Below are 16,808 nucleotides of genomic sequence, written 5' to 3' on the forward strand. Positions count from 1 at the left end.
AAGGGTTAACACTACGTCGTGTAGTATAAAATAATAAAGGAGTGTTTTACATATGAAAAAGAATGCAGAACTTGGCGGACTAATTGTCCGCATCGCTTTAGGATTTATTTTTTTCGTGCACGGCTTAGCGAAATTTCAGGGAGGAATAGAACAAACAGCAGGATTTTTTGACAGTATAGGAATTCCTGGTTTTCTAGCTTATCCTATAGCCGTAATAGAGGCTGCGGGAGGAATCCTCTTAATACTTGGTCTGGGCACTAGAATTATTGCTGCTCTTTTCGGGCTGATTATGCTCGGAGCCATCTTTACAGCTAAACTTGGCAGTGAATTTATCGGCGGATACGAATTGGATGCGGCCCTGCTTGCAATGTCAGCCTTTCTTGTTTTGAGCGGCAGTAAATTTCTTTCGATGGAGCAGCTCATGTTTAAAAATAAAGACTAAAAAAAGACGTGCTGCACGTCTTTTTTAAGAGATAAGAAAGTATAAAATTTTGCGCTTCGATGGCAAGCTGAATCGCTCAGGCTCATCGGCCAGAACGGATCCGCAAGTATTGGCAAAAAGCGCCTTTTCTGCCGGATCCTTATCTGTCTGCCTGCGCTAAACGGGGGCTTGCGCTTTTCTTAATTCTCTTTATATAAAAACTTTAATGCGTGTTTAAGCTGCCCGAAGGTACCAAGGTTTCCGAAGTCGATCCCGAGCTGGATTGAGGTTTGGGCGATTTCTGGGCGAATGCCTGTTATCGTGACCTCGATGCCAAGTAAATTCATCATTTGAATCATTTTAAATAGCTGGCCCGCAACCATTGTATCTATCAGTAAAACGCCGGACATATCAATCACAATATGGCTTAAGTTCAGCTGCTCGGCTTTTTTAATGGCGCTCTCTGAAATAAGCATGGCCCTGTGTGTATCAATATCGCCAACGATCGGCAGTACGCCTATTTCATCTGAAATGGGAATGATGGGGGTTGTTAATTTATAGATCATGGTTTTATGAGCTTCCATTCTTGCTTCTGACACCTGGTGATAGTAGCGGGTGAAGAGTTCGATTGCATGATCAAAAGCAGAGTGGATGTTTTTGCTCCAATGAAGAATATCCGCTGAAGTAATTTCATCCTTATGAATGGAGAAATAGGTTTCAACGGTATCCCAAAAGATCACCCTAAATCGTCTGAATTGCTGAATCGAACGGTAAAGAGGCGTTTCAGACATCGCCCGCTTTGTTGCTACCTCCTGAGCCCAGCTGCTGACGCGATCTGCTGATGGATCTTCCAGAAGATTGACGATCGTATCAATGAAATGCTGATTTTGCTCCCGAATTTCTTCTCTTATATCTTCTGGAGCATCTATCGAATAGACGGACACGGGTTCGTGTGTTCTGGATTCCAGCCAGCGGGCTGTCATCTTCTCTGATTGTTCCCTTAAGAAATCATGCAGCGCCTTTGTTTTCATGAACGTCTCTCCCATATAAAAGATATGACCTATGTACAATCACTTTATCATAAAAAAATCCAACATCCTATTCCTTCTCACATAATTTTCTATATTTGAACCGATAGTAATAAAAAAATGGAAATGGGAAAAGAGATTATGATCATAGAAAGATGGATTATAGCAGGTGCGATTGTGCTCTGTATTTTATTAATCTGGAAATTTGTCCCGAAAGAGAGGGCCAGAGAAGCCTGGGTGCCTTTTCTTTCAATGAGCTCAGTGACATGGGCAGCTGGTTTATTTGTCGTCGAGAGGGGATGGATTTATTATCCTGTTCAACTATTCGGCAAGGAGAATCAGGTAAATGAATCGAGCTTTACCTTTGAGTTTTTTTTGTTCCCGGTACTGGCAATTTTGTTTAGTCTTTATTATCCTTCATCCAAAAAAATTCATAGTAAGTGGCTCTATGCAATCGTCTTCTCTGGGGTTTTTACTATTGCTGAAGTCATACTTGAAAAGTACACAGATTCTGTGGAATATGATGAATGGAAATGGTACTGGACATTCTTCTCAGTCATGCTGATCCTGATGGTGAATCATCAATATGTCATGTGGTTTAAAAAAGGACTCAAGGGAGAAAATCATGCGTGAGATCCTTGTTCTAATTTCACTTTGGGGATTGGCCATTTTATTGCTAGTGTGGAAAATCCCAAAAAATAAACGAAGAGATGCTCAAATTGTTCTTTTATTTTCACAATCGGTTGGCTGGCTGTTTGTTTATATTCAAACACTGTCGGGAAGAATGAATTTTCCTTTCAGGGAATTTCCAGATGCTACAAAAATGAGCTTCACCCTGTACTATCTTTTTTATCCGGCCATCGGAGTCTTGTTTATTCTTGGTTATCCTAAGAAGGGTTTTCGGCGCAAATTCCTTTACTTTTCTTTATCCGCATTCGGCATTCAGTTATCAGCGTGGCTGCTTGCTGAATATACAGATTTGATGGAGTATACCAGGTACAGCTGGCTGTTGACTTTTCTAGTTAATTTTATGATTTTGGTCATTATCCGGATTTTTTACGTTTGGTTTCAAAAGGGATTTACATATGATTAGGATAATAAGAGAACCGGCCAATAGGTTGTTGGCCGGTTCTCTTTCATTTGAAAAATTGGGGAAGATGTTCCTTATGAGCTTCAAGCATCTCATCAAGTATTTTTTTTCCAGTAGCATCGGATGCTACTAGAGGATTAATCGTCATTGCGAGCAAAGCTGTGCTGTAATCTCCAGTAACAGCGGCCTCTGCTGCTACACGTTCAAACGATTTGATTTGCTGGACAAGACCGCGCACAGCAACAGGCAAATCACCGATGGCAAGCGGTTTAGGACCATCCTTTGTGATAACAGAGCTGATTTCAATCGCAGAATCATGGGGAAGACTGGCAATCGCTCCATTATTCATTGTATTTACGGGCTGTATGTCCCGTCTGTCTGTATAAATGGAGTGAATCAGCCTGACAGCAGCATCACTGTAATAGGCACCGCCGCGTTTTTCCAGCTGCGGGGGCTTGATTGAAAGCTCCTCATCTTGATAGAGTTCAAACAGCTCATCCTCAAGCTTTTTTACCACTTCTGCACGGGTGCCTGTGGTTTCGGCACTTTTCATCTCTTTTTCAACCATTTCCCTCGTTTTGTAATAATACTGATGGTAAGGACACGGGAATACGTTCAGAGCTTTTAGAAATTCAGGCTCCCATCCGAGCGCCACGATATTCTGCATGGTGACGGATTGCTCGGGATCTGTAATCAGATCAATCACTTTCTGCTTAACGCTGATGCCATCTAAATAGACATCAAGTCCGTATACCATATGATTTAAGCCTGCAAAATCAATCCGTACGCGGTGATGATCAACATTTAATAGCTTTGCCACACCCATTTCCATCCCAATCGGCACGTTGCAAAGACCTACAACCTTTCGGATATTGCTGTATCTAAGCACAGCCTCCGTTACCATTCCGGCTGGATTTGTAAAATTAATCAGCCAGGCATCGGGACAATGGGACTCCATTTCCCTGCAGATCTCCAGAATAACAGGAATGGTGCGGAGACCTTTAAACAATCCACCAGGACCATTTGTTTCCTGGCCAAGTACTCCGTATTTCAGGGGAATTCGTTCGTCCTTTGCCCGTGCCTCTAATAACCCGACCCGAAATTGGGTTGTAACAAAATCTGCGCTTTCCAATGCTTCCTTCCTATTAAGAGTCAGGTGAATAGAGATTGGCACATTTGCTTTTTCGACCATACGCTTTGCGAGGCTGCCGACAATCTCTAATTTCCTTTTTCCCTCTGGAACATCCGCAAGCCAAATCTCTGAAATGGGAAGTTCATCATAGCGTTTAATGAAACCCTCAATCAGTTCAGGCGTATAAGATGAACCTCCGCCAATCGTCGCGACTTTTAATCCTTTTTTATTCGTCAAGCTTACACCTTCTTTGTGTGCTGATAAATTTCAACGATTTCAGCAGCAAGATCTTTAACGGTCATTGCAGTCATTAAGTGATCCTGCGCATGGACAAGGATGATAGGGAGATCGTACTTTTCACCGCCCGCTTCTTTTTGAATCAGCTCTGTTTGAAACCGGTGAGCTTTGACGAACTCCTTATCCGCTTCCTCAAGTTTTTCAAAAGCAAGGTCAAAGTTTCCTTTTTTGCATGCCTGTATTGCTTCCATCGCAAGGCTTCTTGCATTGCCGCTATGGGCGATCAGATGGAAGGAAAGCTCGTAAAGCTGTTCTTTATTCATAGATTCCCTCCATTATGAAGCAGCTTGATTTTCTTCGCTGAATTTCTGCTTATCCCACATGCGGAAGAAAGGATAATAGATAAAGAAGGCGATCAGCATGTTAATCAGCTGCATAATGAGCCCCGATATCTTTCCTCCAGTAGCCAAGTATCCGCCAAAGAGCGGAGGCATTGTCCATGGAACACCGATTCCCGCTGGTTTAGCAACAAGTCCAGAACTCATGCAAATGTAGGTTGCGATTGTAATCGCAATTGGTGTTAAGATAAAAGGAATAATCAGCAGCGGATTCATGACAATCGGCATACCAAACGTGACCGGTTCATTAATGTTGAACACACCCGGACCTATGGACAGCCGTCCAAGCTGCTTCATCTGCTGGCTTTTTGCAAGGAAAAGCATACAGAAGACCAGTGAAAGCGTGGCACCGGATCCGCCGATATAGACGAAAAGGTCAAAGAACTGCTGCGTGAAGATATTCGGCAGGGCTTCCCCAGCTTGAAAAGCAACCCTGTTTTCATCCATAGAAGTGAGCCAAATCGGTCCCATGACTCCGCCGACGATGCTTGCTCCGTGAAGTCCTGTGGACCAGAGAAGCTGAATCAGGATAACGGCGACAAGACTGCCGATCAAACTTCCTCCAAGGACGCCAAGCGGTTTTCCGAGCAGGATGCTGACCACATTATGAAGACTTTCAAAAGAACTATTTTCAACGAGTAAACGCAAAAGCCACACAGTAGTAAGAATGAAAAATCCGGGGATAAGCGCAATAAACGATCGGCTTACTGCCGGCGGGACACCGTCAGGCATCTTAATCACAAGGTTTTTCTGAATGACGAATCGGAAGATTTCAGTTGATAGGATGGCAAGAAGCATCGCCACAAATAGTCCTTTGCTTCCCATTAAAGCGGAAGGAATGGCACCGCCGACCATAACAGCTTCTGATGCACCTTCTGCAAGAAATGGAACTTGATAAGGAGTTGCTAAAAGGAATGCTGCTACTGACACCGCACCAGCTGTAAGCGCATCAACTCCATACTTTTCAGCGAGACGGTAGGCAATCCCAAAAGAGGCAATCAGCGCCATAATGTCAAACGTAGCACCTACAGGATAAAGAAGCTTTGTCAGCCACTCGTCCCCAAATACACTGGCCATAAACTCTGGATATCCTTTAATCGGAAGAAATCCGAGAATTAAAAACACAGAACCGATAATAATGAGCGGCATAGTAAGAATAATTCCATCCCTTAAAGCCTGAAGATGCCGCTGTCCTGCAACCTTGGCTGCAGCCACCATAAATTTTTCCTCAAAGAAGCGATTGACCTTTCCCATTCTAGTCACCCCTTAGCTGAATTAATAAGCCCATACGCGAAATTCAGTACTTCCTTTCCATTGCATGTTCCATAATGGAGCATATTGATGGAATCTACCGGAATGCCGCGTTCCTGCCCCTTTGTCTTTAATTGCGGCAGCAAATAGCGGACTTGCGGTCCAACAAGCAGAACATCCGCCTGATCCAAATGCTTGTTTACTTCACTGGCGCCAACAGCCCATATCCTGCATTCGAGCCCTTGCTCCTTCGCGCTTGCCTCCATTTTGGAAACAAGCAGGCTTGTTGACATCCCGGCAGCACAGCATAATAAAATATTCACCTTAGCAGCCCCTCCTTCTGTAAGCGGTTTCATAAGTTGTTCAAAAAAATAAACGAGCTTAATAATAGGTATGGAGAATTTTTTGAAATATGTATAAGCTGGCGGCAGGAAAATAGAAAAATAAAGGTGGACAGGCTGTTTATGGACCAGCCCAAGTAAAACTGATCAGACGGTGAGTTACACTGATAGAATGCTGAGTTACACTGATAGGATCACGATTTACATTGATAGAAAACCTATTTTCACTGATAAAGCTTAAAAATAGACTGATCCCCATTTTACAGACGCGGACTACTCCTAATAGAACGGCACAAAAAAGAAAAGAGCTCCTCAGTGAGCTCTTTTACAGATCAACCTCATCATTTTTACCCCTCTTGAAAAGTCCTCTGACTATCAAGAATGCAAGAATGAGTCCTATATAAATCAAGAACATGGCAATGAAACCCCAAAGTCCTACAATAGCATCAATAAATTCCATATTTCCTCTATTAGTCAGGGCCTGCTGAATCTCAATTCCAAATACGAGAACAAACATAAATGTCAGAGTATATAAGAATGAAAGAGCAGTAATGCCGAAGGGCAGCTTTGACAGCCATTTGGATAAAAGGTAGATGAACATAAATACGCCCATTCCGATGATGCCCATAATCCAAAAATGCAAGTCTTTATCTGTCACGTTCAGTCCAAGCGTCTGGTAGGCAGCCGCGTTGATGATGTCGTGTATATTATTAACGATTTCTGCAATAAGCTTAATAAAATCTTTCAGAATCATTCACTCATTTCTATAAGGTGATGACTCTATTATACAACCTAAGTCAATGCTGCTCTTTTCAGCAGGCGATGAATGGAGTTATTGGCTTCTCGTAATATCATTTCCTTATCCAGTGTTTTCATGATGCGGTTTTCCATCACGATTTTTCCATTGATGATCGTTGTCTCAACATCTCCGCGTCCGGCAGAGTAGACAATTCGCGAGATAGGGTCAGAATCTTGTGAAGGATATGTATGGAACTGATTGAGATTCAGAATGACCATATCTGCCTTTTTTCCAACCTCAAGGCTGCCGATTTCTTTTTCTAATCCCACGGCCTTAGCTCCGCCGATCGTCGCCATCTGAAAAACAGTTTTCGCATCCATGGCTGCAGGACCATGAATCGGCTTTTGAAGGAGGGCAGCAAGCCTCATTTCATTAAACATATCAAGATTATTGTTGCAGGGAGCACCATCCGCTCCAAGGCTTAAGCTCACATTCATATCGAGGAGTCCCTTTGTATCTGCCACACCGGAAGCAAGTTTAAGGTTTGAACCGGGGCAATGGCTGACGTGGACGCCTCGCTCTTTAATAATCCGCTTTTCATTGTCATCAAGCCAGACGCAATGGGCAAGAATCAGGCGTTCATTCGCAAGTCCGAGATGATCTAAATAGACAATGTTTCTCATGCCTGTTTCTTCAAGAACGACCTTAATTTCTTCTTGATTTTCAGAAGCGTGTGTATGAACTTTCACATCGTGTTTGAACGATAGCTCCCTTACTTCCTTTAAAAGCTGTTCTGTGCAGGAAATAACAAATCTTGGAGAAAAAGCATAACGGATTCTGCCGTTATCGTGCAAATTCCATTTCTCCAGTAAATCTACACTTTCCTGAATAGAGGACTCCGTCTTCTCTTTAAGACCTGAAGGCACATCAAATCCTCTATCCATCATGACTTTGCCTGATAACGCGCGTATTCCGCTTGCGGCAATAGCCTGAAAAGCAAAATCGGTATGGTGAACGGTTTCCATGTCAACAATAGTTGTCGTGCCGCTTTGAATCAATTCCCCAATCCCAAGCATTGCCGAATAAAAGACAGATTCTCCGTCATGGGATGCTTCTAGAGGCCAAATTCTTTTTTTCAGCCAATCCAATAATTCTAAATCGTCTCCTCTGCCGCGGAAGAGGGTCTGGCATAAGTGAATATGTGTTTGAACAAACCCGGGAATAATGGTCCTGCTGGAAGCATCAATGATTTTTTCAGCAGGATTCTGCAGATTTAGTCCAATTGCTTCAATCAGGTCATCTTTAATAAAAATATCTCCTGTGAAAATGTCATTCTGTTCATTCATTGTAATGATTTGTGCATTTTTAATAAGAAGAGAGTCCATAGAAAACCTCCGCCCGAAAAAAGTGACATGCATCATTATATGCAAATTTCTGAATGGGAATTTTCATAAAAATAGAAGTCATAAAAAGTTAATATAGGAATATAGTAAATATACGAATCAACGCTTTAACGTTTTAAAACGTTGTAGATTTAAGGGGGATTTCCAAGTAAAATAGATAAAATAGGAATTTTATCAGAAAGGGATGGAGAACTGTGAGATATACAAAAAAAGAGTCAAATGAATTGATTGCAGCTGCTTTTCACCTTTTAAGGAACAGAAAAGTAGCTACTCCTAAACAAATTGCAGATGATCTGGAAGCTCAGACAGGCAAACGGGTATCGTCTCCTTCCGCATTTATGGTAAAGGTCATTGAACGCTATCCTTCTGTCGTAAAACCAAGAAGAGGGGTTTATATGATCAGGGAAGGATAAATTTTTTTCTGAATTTCTCTTATTCTACTATAGAAAAATCGTAAGTACTTCAAGTGTGTGAGAACATGTTACAGTCTTTTTTCGTGAAAAAGAACCCCTGATTGATTCAGGGGTTCCATTTTTATGAGATAAGCAAGTATAAAATTTTGCGTTTCAATGTCTGGAGCTTCCGCTTTTCTTATGAAAGAAATTCATTTGGGTTTAATCCAAGTTCATTGCAGATATCAGCTACCACCCTTTGTTCATTGTGATCGAAATGGCCGTCAGCATAGCCGATTGCGATGCAGTAGCGGGCTACAAGTCTTGCAATTTCAGGCTTTGATCTGACTCTGCCAAGAGCTTTAAATGCTTCAGCACGGCCAATCATAGGGTCCCTTTCGATTCGCTGTACATATAAATTGAATTGCTGTATGACTTTATTTGTATCAAAGACGCGCAATTCCTCGCTCTGATTCACAAATTCCATCATTTTTTGACGCTCTGCCGGATCTAATCTTCCATCTGCCATTCCTACTAGTGCGCATGCAGAAACAACGGCTTCGAGCACATCCTGGCTTTTATACTTCTGGAACAATTCCATTGCTTTTCTTTTCTGCTGATTGGCCCAATCTGCATAGTCTGTCTGATTTGGAGACCATGAATTTCCGCAGCTGTTGCATGTGAACTTCAGCTTGTTTTTTCCAATGAAGCCGCCAAGCAAGCCGACAGGACCGAGGATTAATCCCCCGACAGCCGCTTTTCCAAGACCAAATCCTTTTTCTCCAGTTCTGACATTCGTTGAGTGACAGCGGGTACAGCTGATGTTTTCGCCGCTGTATGTCTGTGATCCCTGGGAAGGAGGCCCTGAATAGGACTCGCTTGTTTGCCCAAATGCCGGCTGCCCATAAGATGGATTTTGCTGACTATAGGACGGACTTTGCTGCCCAAATGCCTGATTCTGCTGACTGTATGATGGAGCAGGCTGAGAATATGAAGGCTGCGCCTGGGTTTGCTGAAATCCTTGGGAATGAATGCCTGCCGCAGGTGCCGGCTCATCATCAACAGTTACTCCGAAATTACGGCACAGTGCCGCAAGTCCGCCCTGAAAGCCGCTTGCAATTGCATTGAATTTCCATTCGCCGTTATGTCGGTAAAGCTCTGCTGCCACAATCGCTGTTTCAACAGTGAAGTCTCTGCCAAGATTAAAGCGAAGAAGCTCTTCATTATTAAGAGGATTAAAAATTCGGACATACGCATTTTGAACTTGTCCAAAGTTTTGCTGCTTCATTTGTGCATCATGAATCGTAATGGTAAAGGCAATACGGTGGATGGACTGAGGGACAGCCGGTAAATTAATCTGAATTTGTTCATCATCCTGGTGACCTGCACCTGTGCGATTATCACCAGTGTATAGAATCGAGCCATTTCCGCCGGAAGGATTATTGTAAAAAACGAAGTCAAGATCACTGTTTACTTTGCCGGATTGTCCAAGCAAGAATGACGAGGCATCGAGATCGTAATTAGCACCATGCTGGCTCACATCCCATCCTAATCCTACAATGACATTCTGAAGACCGGGGTTGGATTTAGTTAAATCAACTTTTTGACCTTTGCTGAGCGTAACACCCATTCAATTGTTCACTCCTTAGGTAATTTTTCCGCAGAAAAAATATTTCTATAATATGTAAAATCAGTAAATTTTCTTACTAATTAAATACTAAGTCTTTTAAACTATTTTTTCAATGATAAGCTGGCATTTCTTTAAAGAGAGAAGATTGGTGGAAAGAGCCTGATGCTTGATGATAGAATATCTTTACAGAAACTTTTTCAGGGAGGCGATTAAGGTTGAAAAAAAGAGTTGTCGTAACAGGTCTTGGAGCTGTCACGCCGGTTGGCGGTACAGCTGAAGAAAGCTTTGATCGTATTAAAAAAGGAATAAGCGGAATTGGACCCTTATCACATATCGATTCTAGTATTTATAACGTGAAAGTTGCTGCAGAAGTAAAAGATTTTAAACCCGAAGAGTACATGGATATGAAAGAAGCACGCAGAATGGGCAGGTTTACACAGCTCGCTGTAGCTGCAAGCAAAATGGCCGCGCAGGATGCAGATCTGACAATTGATGAAAAGAATGCAGCCAGAGTCGGAGTCTGGATTGGTTCAGGCATCGGCGGTTTAGGCGAGTTTGAAGAGCAGCACATTAAATTTTTGGACAAGGGAGTAAGACGGGTCAGTCCCTTTATTATTCCAATGCTGATTCCTGATCTTGCAGCAGGGAGAGTTTCCATTGAGCTTGGTGCGAAAGGAATTAATTCTTGTACTGTTACGGCCTGTGCGAGCGGCGCGAATTCAATTGGCGATGCCTTTAAAGTGATCCAGCGCGGAGATGCTGATGTTATGATTACAGGGGGAACAGAAGCAGCCATTACTCCGATGACGGTTGCCGGATTTTCTAATATGACAGCTTTGTCTGCAAATCCTGATCCGCAAACAGCCTCGAGGCCTTTTGATAAAAACAGAAACGGATTTGTCATTGGAGAGGGAGCAGGAATTTTAATCCTTGAAGAGCTCGATCACGCACTGGCCAGGGGCGCCGAAATTTACGGTGAAATTGCAGGGTATGGCGCAACGGGTGATGCTTTTCATATTACTACACCTGCACCAGAAGGCGAAGGCGGTCAGCGTTCTATGCTGATGGCGATTGAGGATGCAAAACTGAAGCCTGAAGACGTTGATTACATTAATGCCCACGGCACAAGCACTCATTATAACGATCTTTACGAGACACAGGCCATCAAAGCGGTATTCGGCAGCCATGCTTATAATCTTCCAATTTCTTCAACAAAATCCATGACGGGTCACCTGCTCGGAGCAGCCGGAGCTATCGAAGCTATTTTTTCTGTAATGGCTATCAGAGATAAGGTGATTCCGCCTACAATCAATTATGAGACAGCTGATCCTGAGCTGGATTTGGACTATGTTCCGAACGAAGCAAGAAATCAAGAGCTGAACGTTGTCTTAAGCAATTCACTTGGATTTGGCGGACATAATGCGACGCTGATTTTTAAAAAATATAAATAAATAGAAGAAAGCCGGCTGATGAGCCGGCTTTTACTCTGCCTGATGTGAATTGGTGCGATCATCTTAAAGCAAACTCTTGTGAATCCATATCGCTGCCTGACAGCCATCCCCCATGGCGATTGTGACTTGTTCAGAATGAACACCGATATCCCCCGCAGCCCAGACATGCTGCACACTCGTCTCTTTAGTTCTAGGATTCACCACTACATGCTTGTTCTGGAGTCTTTCTGCTCCAAGCATTCCTGCTAATTCAGAGTGAACGGTATTACCTCCAAATGCAGTAAATGCCCGTTCACCGTAAATCTTTCTTCCGTCTGAAAGCTTGACTCCTATAAACTCAGAAGGGTCTTTCACTAAAACAGAAGCAATAGCTTCCTCCACGCAGACAATTCCTTTTTCATCCAATTTCGTTTTTATCTCCTCAGGCACATTTTCTTTTTCATGATTGATATAAATAAGATCGCTTGTCCAATATGTAAGAGTAAGAGCGAGATTTGCTCCAGCTGTTCCTGATCCAAGAATCAATGTCTTTTTTTCCTGCACCTCATAGCCGTCGCAGTCAGGGCAGACATAGATACTAATCCCAAGACAGGGCAGAAGATTTGGCAAATCAGGCAGGCGATCCGTCAATCCGGTTGCCAATAAAATTCTCATTGCCTCATGTTTCTCACCATTTGCTGTCTCGACATGAAAGATAGAACCAGCTTTCTTGACTCCTGTTACACGGCCATTTAAAAAATGAATGCCTGACCTCTCAGCCTGCTCTTTGCCAAGCTCCCGAAGCGTTTGACCGCTAACACCCTCAGGCCACCCTAAAATATTATGGTAACTTCTGCATAGGGTAGAACGGCCTGAACCGGAATCAATCACAAGAACCCTGCGAGTATAGCGTCCGAGCTGTATAGCAGCCTGCAGTCCTGCGATGCCTGCGCCAATGATGATGCATTCGTATGGATCTTTCATTTGAGTAACACGCCTTTGTCTGAAAAGATAGTTTTAGGTTATGTTAATTTCGAAATGTGATTCGTAAGATTCAGCAGCAATGAGAACATTTCTTTCTATTTCCATAAAAAAGAAATCTTTACCAAAGGTCAATGACTATTCAACTAACTTTTTCAGCAGTTGTTTCTATAGGTATAAAAACTGGCATAGTGCTACTAGTAGTTAAAGCGCTTACAATGTGCACTGATGAATCAAATGTCCCTTAGGTCAATTCGATACGAAAGAACGCTTTTTTACAAAAAGCACCACTTGTTTCGGGATTCAATCTAAACTAAGATGGGACCTAGAATAAAGGGAGGGGAAAATGAATGTCTGCTCAGTCTGCAGGTGCTACAAGTTCAAAAAGCAGAAATTACATTTTTGAGATCCATTTTTTAAGGGCCTTTGCCTGCATAGCAGTGGTCGGGGTACATGTAACTGCGACACATTATTATGCCAATGAGCAAACATGGCATTGGTTTACGTATTTTATTAATCAGTTAGGCAGGTTTGGTACAACAGCATTCGCTGTCATCAGCGGGTTTCTCCTCTTTTATCAAGTAAAGAGGAAAGGGTTTGAAATGGGAAGCTTTCTTAGGTCACGCTTTTCTAAGATTCTGATTCCTTTTCTGATCTGGAGTTTGGTTTATCGTTTTCTGGTTTATTTTTATGATCAGCAGGCCTTCGGTGATCTTGGTTCAGAATTAACCAAGATTCTGAGGGGAGAATCATTTTATCATCTTTATTTTGTTGCCATTGTGGTTCAGTTTTATTTTATTTTTCCATTTATCCAAAAGCTTTTTCGCACAAAGGCGCTAATGATTATCTTTGCATTTATTGGTCTCATCATCAGTTATAAATTATTTGGATTTAATCCGCAAATTGAAGGGGCTTTTGGTGAGTTTTTAGCAAGTAAAACGTTTATGCCAATCTGGATATTCTATTTTGCATTTGGCGGCGTTCTTGCGTATTTCTGGGATGAAATTGTCCGTTTTGCAACGAAGAGGCCGCGGCAAATGCTTGCTGTTGCCCTGATCGTTTCTGCAGGTGCAGTCGTTGAGTACAATGTGACTGGACAAGTATCCAACCGGAGGCTGACAAACTTAATTAATCTTCCGCTTCTGTGCATTGCTACAATCGGTATTTATCCGCTGCTGTCAAAGTGGAATGTAATCAATAAGCCATTGAAGCTGATTGGGCAATATTCAATGGGCATTTATCTGATTCACCCGATGATCCTGTATCTTTTTGCAAATCATATGCCAGATCATTATTGGACCGTATCTAATGTTCCTCTGATGTTTCTAGCCGTCATGCTGATTGCAGTCGCATTTATCCGAATTCTGCAGTATATACCGCATAGCGGTTATATCATACCCGTTCCGAAAATCAAAAAAATAAAGCGCACTTCTCAGGCGGAATCTGAGAAAAGAGTACTGTCTGCATAAGCTTGTTATGAAAAGTCCGGCGAAAAGCCGGACTTTTTTTGGTATTGTCCAAATTTCACATAATTCATATTGAACAGCTAGAAGTTATCATGTATGATATGAAAGAATTTATAAGTCTTATATCCTGATTATATTTTACTAGAATGGAGAAAAAAATGAGCCTTAATTTAACTCTTAAGCAAAACCTGTCACCGCATCAGCACGCGATTTTAGCATCTGAATTTGACAAAAGAAAGAAGTCTAAAGGTATTACCTTTTTATTATGGTTCTTTCTGAGCACATTCGGCGCCCACAGATTCTACCTGGGAAATACAGGTCTGGCAATTGCTATGCTATTGCTTGGCTGGGCTACTTTATTCATCTGGCCGCTTGTTGACGGCATCTATTGTTTAGTCAAAAAAGTGGACGAAATGAATGAGGAAATTGAACGAAAAATTATTTCTGAGATTTCCACGCTTGCTGTATCATAATGAAAAGCCCTGGATCAGGGCTTTTTTTTGATGGATTATTTTTAAATGGCCCAGTTTAGACCGGGTCAGCTTCTTAATGACTGACAGTTTTTTTCACAAATCTGTCCACAAGCTGATCAAGACGCTGCAGTTGGAAAGCATATTCATAAATAGCTGAAGCAACAACAGTTAAGCGCTGATTTTCAAGCTTTTCAGAATCAGATTCCATCATTTGAATAAGGAAAATCCTGCTTTCCCTGATTAACGTGTCATCTTCAAACTGATCATTTGCCTTGATTTTGCCCTCATATTTAAAGAGGAGATATTCATGCCATTTAATTAATTGTTCAATCTGGGAATCGAATAATTGATCATCAACCGTCGTACTGCGGCTTTGAAAGTAATGTTCTTCAATGACTTTTAAGACATCAGCTGCCTGCTGAATCGTTTTCAGCATTTGTTTAAAAACGACAAGCTCTCTGACGTTCACTGGATTTACCTTAGCCATTTTTTCCCGTTCTTCGTCAAAAATTTCGTATAAATCCTCAAGCTTCTGAAGCTCGCTTCTAAATTCCTTTTGCTTTTCCTGAAAATATTTCTCGGTTAATTCATCTGAGATGGCTGTCCTCATCAATAAGGACATGGTATCAAAAACCGATTGAACTTTTGTAAAGTAATTTTCTTTATACTTTGGCGGCAAAATCAGCAGATTAACAAAAAATGCAGAGGCTATGCCTATTAATATGATTAAGAATCGATTCCAGACAAATAAAAAGTCTTCATTGCCGGGAGCACTCATAATCGCCAGGACTGTTACTAAAGTCAGTGATATGGTCGCTTCCATTTTGAGCTTTAAGCTGATTAAAATGACTGAAATTACAACAACCCCAGTCACAATCGGATTACTGCCGAAAAAGAAAATAGCAAATAGAGCAAGCAAGGCTCCAAGTGTGTTCGCCTGGAGCTGATCAAGCACTTGCTTCCATGTCCGGTAAATGGATGGCTGAATAGTAAATATAGCTGCAACACCTGCAAAAACCGAAGGCTCAAGCTGAAAGACAGAGCAGATAAATAAGGCAAGTGTAACGGATAAACCGGTCTTTAAAACTCTGGGTCCTAGTATCAAAAGGGGGAGACACTCCGTTTCTTAAGAGATAAATCTTGTGTTTCATTTAGTTTATCAGATTTTTTAAATCGAAGAAAAAGATGGTGCTTTTTAATTTGGTGAATTAGATCAGCAAAATATCAATTCAAAAAACAGAAAATTAATCCTTGTAAACACATAGGAATTATGTATAATAAAATTACATTTGAATATTTCTAATAATCAGACTGATTGGATAACCAAAGGTCCTTAACATTTTGTTAGGGGCCTTTTTCGTTTCCAAAGGGGGAGGAATTGTTTTGAGAAAGTTAATTATTTTTGCTTTCATCGGTTTTTTGGCTCAGCTTATTGATGGCTCTTTGGGAATGGCATACGGAGTGACATCAACAACGATGCTGCTGACATTCGGCATTGCCCCGGCAGTCGCTTCTGCTTCTGTTCATTTGGCAGAAGTCGTTACGACTGCGGCATCAGGAGCATCTCATATTAAATTTGGGAATGTCGATAAGCAGGCAGTGTACAAATTAATTATTCCGGGATCGATTGGAGCATTTGCAGGGGCTTGTTTTCTCAGCAACTTGCCTGGTGATCTGGCTAAGCCATTTATAGCTATATTTCTTTTAGTATTAGGTCTGTATGTTCTGCTTCGTTTTTTGTTTCATCATGAAGCACAGCAGCAAAGTGAATCCATCCCTCTAACCCGGAAAAAATCCATCCCGCTTGGATTAATTGCAGGCTTTGCAGATGCAACTGGCGGAGGAGGCTGGGGACCGATTGCAACTCCGGTGCTTCTGTCTCAGAAAGGAACATCTGCACGAAAGGTTGTGGGCACTGTTGATACGAGTGAGTTTGCGATTGCTGTATCTGCGACACTTGGATTTTTCATTTCACTCGGATGGGAACAGGTAAACTGGTATTGGGTTGCGGCACTCATGATAGGAGGAATTGTGGCAGCTCCGATTGCAGCATGGCTCGTCAAAAAACTCCCGGCCTATCTGCTTGGTGTCCTTGTTGGAGGATTTATTGTTCTGACAAATTCAAGAACTCTGCTTACGACTTGGGCTGTTGACACTTCTGCAGTGCCATTTATATATGGCTTCATTTTAATTGGATGGGCACTTGCGGTTGGGTATGCTGTGAGGAGGAACCGGGTAAAGGCGGAGGAAGCGATCAGTGTTTAGAAAAATGAGAAACCCCTTGATCAAAAGTCAAGGGGTTTCTCATTTTATAGTCAACAAAAAACGCCTCCCCGCTTAAGGAAAACGTCTAAGAAAGGAATTGTACAAATGAAGCGACCAGCAAAGAGCCAGCA

18 protein-coding genes are annotated in these 16,808 nt (G+C 42.0%); 8 read left to right on the forward strand and 10 right to left on the reverse strand.

The features are described 5' to 3' along the window. Window positions 1–52: 52 nt before the first annotated feature. Window positions 53–442 carry a DoxX family protein gene (locus GJU41_RS20350; RefSeq protein WP_070875828.1) on the forward strand — a complete coding sequence of 130 codons (390 nt, stop codon included), beginning with the start codon at window positions 53–55 and terminating at the stop codon, window positions 440–442. A 179-nt stretch (window positions 443–621) separates the two neighbouring features. Here the strand turns inward: GJU41_RS20350 and GJU41_RS20355 are convergent, their stop codons facing one another. Then, the gene (locus tag GJU41_RS20355) at window positions 622–1,452 is read right to left on the reverse strand and encodes an STAS domain-containing protein (protein WP_070875827.1); all 831 of its coding nucleotides are present in this window, start codon (window positions 1,450–1,452) and stop codon (window positions 622–624) included. 138 nt (window positions 1,453–1,590) lie between these two features. On the opposite strand from GJU41_RS20355, the gene GJU41_RS20360 reads away from it, so the two are divergent. Further along, on the forward strand, window positions 1,591–2,082 hold the full coding sequence (locus tag GJU41_RS20360; protein ID WP_070875826.1) for a CBO0543 family protein: 492 nt from the start codon (window positions 1,591–1,593) through the stop codon (window positions 2,080–2,082). Next, on the forward strand, window positions 2,075–2,542 hold the full coding sequence (locus GJU41_RS20365; protein WP_083328148.1) for a CBO0543 family protein: 468 nt from the start codon (window positions 2,075–2,077) through the stop codon (window positions 2,540–2,542). The genes GJU41_RS20360 and GJU41_RS20365 overlap by 8 nt, the downstream gene beginning before the upstream one ends. Window positions 2,543–2,585: 43 nt before the next feature. Here the strand turns inward: GJU41_RS20365 and GJU41_RS20370 are convergent, their stop codons facing one another. The 6 genes from GJU41_RS20370 to GJU41_RS20395 form a co-directional block, all read right to left on the reverse strand. Beyond that, window positions 2,586–3,908, reverse strand: coding sequence for a 6-phospho-beta-glucosidase (locus tag GJU41_RS20370; RefSeq protein WP_154319414.1), 1,323 nt, complete (start codon window positions 3,906–3,908; stop codon window positions 2,586–2,588). A 2-nt stretch (window positions 3,909–3,910) separates the two neighbouring features. Continuing rightward, on the reverse strand, window positions 3,911–4,231 hold the full coding sequence (locus GJU41_RS20375; protein WP_070875824.1) for a PTS sugar transporter subunit IIA: 321 nt from the start codon (window positions 4,229–4,231) through the stop codon (window positions 3,911–3,913). A gap of 12 nt (window positions 4,232–4,243) precedes the next feature. Further along, window positions 4,244–5,560 carry a PTS cellobiose transporter subunit IIC gene (celB, locus tag GJU41_RS20380; RefSeq protein ID WP_070875823.1) on the reverse strand — a complete coding sequence of 439 codons (1,317 nt, stop codon included), beginning with the start codon at window positions 5,558–5,560 and terminating at the stop codon, window positions 4,244–4,246. A 5-nt stretch (window positions 5,561–5,565) separates the two neighbouring features. Next, window positions 5,566–5,880 (reverse strand): PTS sugar transporter subunit IIB, encoded by a 315-nt coding sequence (locus tag GJU41_RS20385; protein ID WP_070875822.1) that lies wholly within the window; start codon window positions 5,878–5,880, stop codon window positions 5,566–5,568. Between the two features lie 343 nt (window positions 5,881–6,223). Beyond that, window positions 6,224–6,652, reverse strand: coding sequence for a hypothetical protein (locus GJU41_RS20390; RefSeq protein ID WP_224771477.1), 429 nt, complete (start codon window positions 6,650–6,652; stop codon window positions 6,224–6,226). Between the two features lie 38 nt (window positions 6,653–6,690). Then, window positions 6,691–8,022: a 5'-deoxyadenosine deaminase gene (locus GJU41_RS20395; protein WP_070875821.1), complete on the reverse strand. Its 1,332-nt coding sequence runs from the start codon at window positions 8,020–8,022 to the stop codon at window positions 6,691–6,693. A 212-nt stretch (window positions 8,023–8,234) separates the two neighbouring features. On the opposite strand from GJU41_RS20395, the gene GJU41_RS20400 reads away from it, so the two are divergent. Continuing rightward, entirely contained in the window at window positions 8,235–8,453 is a 219-nt protein-coding gene (locus tag GJU41_RS20400; RefSeq protein WP_070875820.1) for a Rok-like winged helix domain-containing protein, read from the forward strand. Between the two features lie 178 nt (window positions 8,454–8,631). Here the strand turns inward: GJU41_RS20400 and GJU41_RS25305 are convergent, their stop codons facing one another. Next, window positions 8,632–10,062 carry a TerD family protein gene (locus GJU41_RS25305; protein ID WP_154319417.1) on the reverse strand — a complete coding sequence of 477 codons (1,431 nt, stop codon included), beginning with the start codon at window positions 10,060–10,062 and terminating at the stop codon, window positions 8,632–8,634. Window positions 10,063–10,277: 215 nt separating this feature from the next. Between GJU41_RS25305 and fabF the strand changes: the two genes are divergently transcribed. Continuing rightward, on the forward strand, window positions 10,278–11,513 hold the full coding sequence (gene fabF / locus GJU41_RS20410) for a beta-ketoacyl-ACP synthase II (protein ID WP_070875818.1): 1,236 nt from the start codon (window positions 10,278–10,280) through the stop codon (window positions 11,511–11,513). A 63-nt stretch (window positions 11,514–11,576) separates the two neighbouring features. Here the strand turns inward: fabF and GJU41_RS20415 are convergent, their stop codons facing one another. Next, window positions 11,577–12,476: an NAD(P)/FAD-dependent oxidoreductase gene (locus GJU41_RS20415; protein WP_070875817.1), complete on the reverse strand. Its 900-nt coding sequence runs from the start codon at window positions 12,474–12,476 to the stop codon at window positions 11,577–11,579. A 347-nt stretch (window positions 12,477–12,823) separates the two neighbouring features. Here GJU41_RS20415 and GJU41_RS20420 point away from each other — a divergent pair, with 347 nt between their 5' ends. Continuing rightward, window positions 12,824–13,942 (forward strand): acyltransferase, encoded by a 1,119-nt coding sequence (locus tag GJU41_RS20420; RefSeq protein WP_070875816.1) that lies wholly within the window; start codon window positions 12,824–12,826, stop codon window positions 13,940–13,942. 155 nt (window positions 13,943–14,097) lie between these two features. Continuing rightward, window positions 14,098–14,412 carry a TM2 domain-containing protein gene (locus GJU41_RS20425; RefSeq protein WP_154319418.1) on the forward strand — a complete coding sequence of 105 codons (315 nt, stop codon included), beginning with the start codon at window positions 14,098–14,100 and terminating at the stop codon, window positions 14,410–14,412. Between the two features lie 73 nt (window positions 14,413–14,485). On the opposite strand, the gene GJU41_RS20430 is transcribed toward GJU41_RS20425, so the two are convergent. Beyond that, on the reverse strand, window positions 14,486–15,517 hold the full coding sequence (locus GJU41_RS20430; RefSeq protein WP_070875814.1) for an FUSC family protein: 1,032 nt from the start codon (window positions 15,515–15,517) through the stop codon (window positions 14,486–14,488). A gap of 278 nt (window positions 15,518–15,795) precedes the next feature. Between GJU41_RS20430 and GJU41_RS20435 the strand changes: the two genes are divergently transcribed. Further along, window positions 15,796–16,677, forward strand: a complete 882-nt coding sequence (locus GJU41_RS20435) for a sulfite exporter TauE/SafE family protein (RefSeq protein ID WP_154319419.1) — start codon at window positions 15,796–15,798, stop codon at window positions 16,675–16,677. Window positions 16,678–16,808: the final 131 nt, after the last annotated feature.

Origin of the sequence: Metabacillus idriensis (assembly GCF_009674765.1) — a bacterium.
Lineage (GTDB): Bacteria > Bacillota > Bacilli > Bacillales > Bacillaceae > Bacillus_P > Bacillus_P idriensis.